Origin of the sequence: Amycolatopsis sp. SID8362 (assembly GCF_010550475.1) — a bacterium.
Lineage (GTDB): Bacteria > Actinomycetota > Actinomycetes > Mycobacteriales > Pseudonocardiaceae > Amycolatopsis > Amycolatopsis eburnea.
The window spans coordinates 1-5521 of the sequence record NZ_JAAGNB010000109.1 but is presented as its reverse complement, the minus strand read 5'-3'; the positions used below and the strand labels follow the sequence as shown (position 1 = coordinate 5521).

7 protein-coding genes are annotated in these 5521 nt (G+C 72.6%); 5 read left to right on the top strand and 2 right to left on the bottom strand.

Annotated features, from left to right (window positions below):
• Nucleotides 1-49 precede the first annotated feature (49 nt).
• Both G3I65_RS56985 and G3I65_RS03975 read right to left on the bottom strand, forming a co-directional pair.
• Nucleotides 50-334 (bottom strand): MoaD/ThiS family protein, encoded by a 285-nt coding sequence (locus tag G3I65_RS56985; protein ID WP_160694850.1) that lies wholly within the window; start codon nucleotides 332-334, stop codon nucleotides 50-52.
• A gap of 2 nt (nucleotides 335-336) precedes the next feature.
• Entirely contained in the window at nucleotides 337-1419 is a 1083-nt protein-coding gene (locus G3I65_RS03975) for a sialidase family protein (protein WP_160694848.1), read from the bottom strand.
• Nucleotides 1420-1585: 166 nt separating this feature from the next.
• On the opposite strand from G3I65_RS03975, the gene G3I65_RS03970 reads away from it, so the two are divergent.
• The 5 genes from G3I65_RS03970 (at nucleotide 1586) to G3I65_RS03950 (ending at nucleotide 5384) form a co-directional block, all read left to right on the top strand.
• Nucleotides 1586-1954, top strand: coding sequence for a YciI family protein (locus tag G3I65_RS03970; protein WP_125306616.1), 369 nt, complete (start codon nucleotides 1586-1588; stop codon nucleotides 1952-1954).
• Nucleotides 1955-2009: 55 nt separating this feature from the next.
• Complete coding sequence (locus G3I65_RS03965) at nucleotides 2010-2834, top strand: NAD(P)H-binding protein (protein WP_160694853.1); 825 nt, start codon at nucleotides 2010-2012, stop codon at nucleotides 2832-2834.
• Between the two features lie 126 nt (nucleotides 2835-2960).
• Complete coding sequence (locus tag G3I65_RS58710) at nucleotides 2961-4088, top strand: sensor histidine kinase (RefSeq protein WP_160694846.1); 1128 nt, start codon at nucleotides 2961-2963, stop codon at nucleotides 4086-4088.
• 28 nt (nucleotides 4089-4116) lie between these two features.
• Nucleotides 4117-4791: a response regulator transcription factor gene (locus G3I65_RS03955; RefSeq protein WP_160694844.1), complete on the top strand. Its 675-nt coding sequence runs from the start codon at nucleotides 4117-4119 to the stop codon at nucleotides 4789-4791.
• Nucleotides 4792-4937: 146 nt separating this feature from the next.
• Complete coding sequence (locus G3I65_RS03950) at nucleotides 4938-5384, top strand: hypothetical protein (protein WP_160694842.1); 447 nt, start codon at nucleotides 4938-4940, stop codon at nucleotides 5382-5384.
• Nucleotides 5385-5521: the final 137 nt, after the last annotated feature.

Genomic DNA, 5521 nt, shown 5'->3' with positions numbered 1-5521 from the left:
GGGCTGCTCGCGCTGGCGCTGGCCGGCACCCGCCGCCCCGCCGAGGCGTTCAGCCTCCCGCGACCGACGGGATGATCTGCACCTCGGCGGCGTCGCGGAGCAGGGCGCCGGTGCCGCCGAGGGCGCGGCACTCCTCGCCGTCGACGTAGAAGTTGACGTACCGGCGCAGCCCCGCTTGCTCGTCGCGCAGCCGCCGTTCGAGCGCCGGGTACCGCTGCGCGAGCGCGTCGAGCAGGGCGCCCAGCGTGGCCGGCTCGCCGACTTCCACGGCCAGCTTCGCCTCGCCGCCGGCCTTCTCCCGCAGCGTCCCGGGCAGCAGCACGGTGATCCGCACGGTCACACCGTCGCCGCGCGGACGCTCAGCACGTCGGGCAGGTGCGCCGCGACGAGCTGCCAGCTGTCACCGTCGTCCCGGCTGGCGTAGACGTCGCCGCAGCGCGAACCGAAGTACACCCCGGCCGGGTCGGCGTCGTCGGTGTACATCGCGTCCCGCAGCACGCCCGCCCAGTAGCCGTCCGGCAGGCCGGCGCCCACCGCTTCCCACGACTTCCCGGCGTCCTCGCTGCGGTAGACGCGGCAGCGGCCGTCCGGCGGGAACCGCAGGGCGTCGGCGACCAGCGGGAACGTGTAGATCACCTCGGGCCGGTGGGGGTGGACCACGACGGGGAAGCCGAAGTCGCTGGGCAGCCCGTCGGCGATGGACTGCCAGGTCCCGCCGCCGTCGTCGCTGCGGTAGACGCCGTGGTGCACCTGGGCGTAGAAGCGGTCCGGCTCGGCCGGGTGCGCCGCTACCTTGTGCACGCACTGGCCGTATTCGGGGTACGGGTCGGGCACGTGGACGGCCTTGATGCCGGTGTTGCTCGCCCGCCACGACTCGCCGCCGTCCTCGGTGCGGTAGACGCCGCCGGTGGACATCGCGACGGTGACGCGGCCGGGTTCGGTCGCGTGCGGGAGCACGGTGTGGATGGCCTTGCCGCCGCCCCCGGGCGTCCAGTGCTCGCGGTGCGGGTGCTCCCACAGGCCGCGGACCAGCTCGTACGTGCGGCCGCCGTCGGTGGAGCGGAACAGCGCGGACGGCTCGGTGCCGGCGTAGACGACGTCCGGCTCGCTCGCCGGGCCGGGCACCAGCTGCCACGCCCTGGCCAGGGATTCGCCGGTGTCCGGCGGGAACGCGATCGGCGCGTGGTCCGGCTCGTCCCAGGTCGCGCCGAGGTCGTCGCTGGTGGCCACGCTCGGCCCGAAGTGCTCGCTGGTCACCCCGGCGAGCAGGCGCGGCGTGGCGCGGCGGGTGTCGATGCCCACGGCGTAGACGTCGGTCATCGGGTGGTGCGGGCCGCTCACCTCCCAGGTCTTCCGGTCGTCGTGGCTGGTCGCCAGCCACAGGCCTTTGCGCGTTCCGATCGCGAGCACGACGGGCATCCGGGCACCTCCGGTCGACGGTGACGCAGGTCACAGTACTCTGCCCGGGAAAATGTCCGGGAGAAATGTCGAAGGCCGTGCGCGGCCGATCGACGCGGGGGTGAAGGCCGGTCATCGCGTCCGGAAGGCACCGGACCCCGGCCCAGTACGACCAGGGAGCAAGACCATGCGTTTCCTCATGATGCACCGGATCGACGAGAACGACCCGCAGGCGTGGAACCCGAGCCCGGAGTTCATGGCGAAGATGGGCGCGTTCGTCCAGGAGTCGGCGGAGAAGGGGATCCTGATCACCGCGGAGGGCGTGCACAAGTCGGAGAAGGGCGCGCTCGTCCGCAAGCCGCGCGGCGCCGCGATCCGGGTGACCGACGGTCCGTTCGCCGAGGCCAAGGAGGTCATCGGCGGGTTCGCGCTGATCAACGCGGCGGACCTCGCGGAAGCCGTCGAGTTCGCGCGGCGCTACGCCGAGCTGTTCGACCTGGAGATCGAGGTGGAGGTCCGCCAGGTCGTCGAGTTCGAGGACCTGCCGCAGGGCTGACGTGGCGGCCGGTGGCGCTACGGTGGGTCCAGGACGATCCTTGGGGGGTTCGCACATGTTCCTGGTCACCGGCGCCACCGGCAACGTCGGCTCGGAAGTGGTCACGGCGCTGAAGGAAGCGGGTGAGCCGGTCCGGGCGCTGGTGCGCCGGCCGGACGCGGTGCTCCCGGACGGCGTCGAGGCCGCCGTGGGGGACCTGAACGATCCCGCTGGCCTCGGCGACGCGCTCAAAGGAGTCGAAGGCGTCTTCCTCCTGCCGGGCTACGAGGACATGCCCGGCATGCTGGCGCGGGCGCGCGAGGCCGGCGTGCGGCGGATCGTGCTGCTGTCCGGTGGTTCGGCCGCGCTCGAGAACCTGGACAACGCGGTTTCGCGGTACATGACGCTGGCCGAACGCGCGGTGCGCGCGTCCGGCCTGGACTGGACGTTCCTGCGGCCGCGCGCGTTCATGACGAACGCGTTGCGCTGGCTGCCGCAACTGCGCGCGGGGGACACCGTGCGGGCGCAGTTCCCGGACGTCGCCGCCGCGTGCGTCGACCCGGCCGACATCGCCGCGGTGGCGGTGCGAGCACTGAAGGGCGGCCACGAAGGCACCGTCCGCGAACTGACCGGCCCGGTCGCGATGCGGCCCGCCGAGCAGGTCGCCGTGCTGGCCGAAGTGCTGGGGCGAGAGCTGCGCTTCGTCGGGCTCACCGGCAAAGAGACGCGCGCGGAGCTGGAGGCGAGCCTGCCGCCCGCGTACGTCGAAGCGTTCTGGGACTTCTACGCCGGCGGGACGCTCGACGAGGCGACGGTCCACCCGGACGTCTCCGAGATCACGGGTCGGCCGGCGCGGACGTTCGCCGACTGGGCGGCGGCCCACGCGGACGCCTTCCGCTGACGGGGTCAACCTCAGCGGCAGCCGCGGGCACTCCCTGGGTATGACGCCCGGGGCCCGGTCGCTGGCTAGGCTCGGACCGTGGAGGGCGCCCGCAGGCTCGTGACGCGCCGGGTCCCCAGGTGGGCCGTGGACGCCGGGGTCGCCGTGCTCGTCTTCGGCATGATGAGCCTCGTCGGCGGCGGGTTCCGCGAACAGCCGTGGCGCTGGTTCGACGGCTGGGCCTACCTGCTCACCGCCGCGATCTGCCTGCCGCTGGCCGCGCGCCGGACGGCGCCGGTGCTCGTCCTGGTGCTGACTTCGGCCGCCTACCTCGTCTACCTGTCCCGCGGGCACCTGCCCGGCCTGCACCTGTGGGGCCCGGTGCTCGCGCTCTACAGCGTCGCGGCCACGACGACGTCGCGCACGAGCCTCGCCGCCGTCGCCGTGGCCGGCCCCGTCCTCTACGCCGGGGCGGCGGCCCTGCGGATCCCGCCGGTCGGCGCGGTCGTCCAGACCGTCGTCATCTGCGGGGTCGCCGTCGTGCTCGGCGGGTTGTCGCGGCAGCTGGCGCGGCGCAACCGGCAGCTGGCCGAAACCACCGAAGAACTGCGCCGGGAACACGAACACCGGCTCGAACGGGCGATGGTGCAGGAACGGCTGCGCATCGCGCGGGAACTGCACGACGTCATCGCGCATCACATGTCGGTGATTTCGATGCAGGCGGGACTCGCGGAGTACGTCTTCGACAGCGACCCGGCGACGGCGCGGGCGGCGGTGGGCACGGTCGGCGACGTCAGCCGCGAGACCCTCGACGACATGCGCCGGGTGCTGAACCTGTTGCGCCTGCCCGCTTCGGCCGCGCCCGCGGGCGACGTCGAGTTCACCGCGGCGCCGGGCCTCGACCAGCTGCCGGAGCTCGCCGAGCGGATCCGCGCGCTCGGGGTGGACGTCGAGCTCTCGGCGGCAGGCCCGTTCGGCGACCTGCCTTCGGCGCTGCAGCTCACGGTGTACCGCGTGGTGCAGGAAGCACTGACCAACGTGGTGAACCACGCCGGGGTCTGCCGCACGACGGTGTTTGTGCGCCGGGAGCCGGACCGGATCGTCGCGCGCGTCGAGAACGACTCGCCCGCGATCGGCCCGGCTCGGCCCCACGGCTCGTCCGGCTACGGTTTACTGGGCATGCGGGAGCGCGCCAACCTCTACGGCGGGCGGCTGACCGCGGGGCCGGGCCCGGACGGGGGCTTCGCCGTCGAACTCGTTCTGCCCACGGCTTGACTGGCGGTTCGCTCAGGGGGAGCAGGTCATGACCACCGTTCTCGTCGTCGACGACCAGCCGCTGGTGCGCGCGGGGCTCACCGCGCTGCTCGCGGCCAGTCCCGGGTGCGAAGTCGTCGGAGAGGCGGGCGACGGCGCCGAAGCCGTCGAACTCGCTCGCGAAACCCGGCCCGAGGTGATCCTGATGGACATCCGGATGCCGGGCGTCGACGGCGTCACCGCGACCCGCCGGATCCTCGGCGGCGGGCCCGACCCGGCACCGCGGATCCTCATCCTCACCACGTTCGACCTCGACGAGTACGTCTACGAAGCCCTGCGGGCCGGTGCGTCGGGGTTCCTGCTCAAGGAAGCCCAGCCGGCCAGCCTGCTCGCCGCGATCGGTTCGGTGGCCGCCGGCGACATGCTGTTCGCGCCGACGGTGACGCGCCGGCTCATCGACGCGTTCGTCGGCCGCTACCGCCCGCCGTCCTTGCCCGCGGAACACGAACAACGGCTCGAACCGCTGACCACGCGCGAACGTGAGGTGCTCAGCCTGGTGGCCACCGGCAGCACCAACGGGGACATCGCGCGCAGCCTGATGATCACCGAGGGCACGGTGAAGACGCACCTGTCCCGCGTGATGGCGAAACTCGACCTGAGCAGCCGCGCGCAAGCCGTCGTCGTCGCCTACGAAACGGGTCTGGTGGGCACCTCGCGGGCGTGAACTGCTCCCGTGGTTGACAACCGCGCCGGAGTACCCGCGTGGGGGTAGCCGGAAATCCGTTTTCCGGCAGACGACCGCGGCCTTTTCCCCCGATAGCTTTCTCGTGTCCGGGAAACGATCCCGGAACCACGGGAAAAGGGGAAAGAATGATCACGACCACGGGCAAGCGGGTCGCCGGCGCCGTCGCGGCGTCCGCGGTGGGGCTGACGCTCATGGCGGTCTCCGCCGGCACCGCGTCCGCCGCCGACGTCACCGGTTCCTGCAGCAGCAAGGGCAGCACCGCGAACTACTCGGCGACCTACAAGACCGCGTCCGGCAAGGACTGGATCACCAAGGTGAGCTGGCACCTCGGCGGCGCGAAGAAGGTCGGGAACAAGAACAACGTCGAAGCGCGCGCGAAGTACGACAAGACGCTCGGCCACGACACGATCAAGCACACGTGGATCTCCGCCGACAACGCGAAGCCGGACGGTTCGAAGAACCTGAACGGCTGGGACATGGCGCGCAAGGAGAAGTCGTACGTCGAATTCAAGTTCGCGATCGACGTGAAGGGCGCGGACCCCCACTGCAGCGGGCACACGGCCTCGTTCTGACCGGGGGAGGGTGGGGGCCCGCGCGCCGGGCCCCCACCCGTGCGGAACGGAGGGACAGCGATGAACCGGAACCGCGTGCTCGGCCTGGCGGCCGCGGCCGCGCTGCTGGCGGGGTGCGGCGGCGGACCGCCGCCGGC

Excerpts from the sequence above, each read along its gene's own strand:
- G3I65_RS03950 (WP_160694842.1), top strand. The coding sequence starts at position 4,938 with ATGATCACGACCACGGGCAAGCGGGTCGCCGGCGCCGTCGCGGCGTCC.
- G3I65_RS03955 (WP_160694844.1), top strand. The coding sequence starts at position 4,117 with ATGACCACCGTTCTCGTCGTCGACGACCAGCCGCTGGTGCGCGCGGGG.
- G3I65_RS03965 (WP_160694853.1), top strand. The coding sequence starts at position 2,010 with ATGTTCCTGGTCACCGGCGCCACCGGCAACGTCGGCTCGGAAGTGGTC.
- G3I65_RS03975 (WP_160694848.1), bottom strand. The coding sequence starts at position 1,419 with ATGCCCGTCGTGCTCGCGATCGGAACGCGCAAAGGCCTGTGGCTGGCG.
- G3I65_RS03970 (WP_125306616.1), top strand. The coding sequence starts at position 1,586 with ATGCGTTTCCTCATGATGCACCGGATCGACGAGAACGACCCGCAGGCG.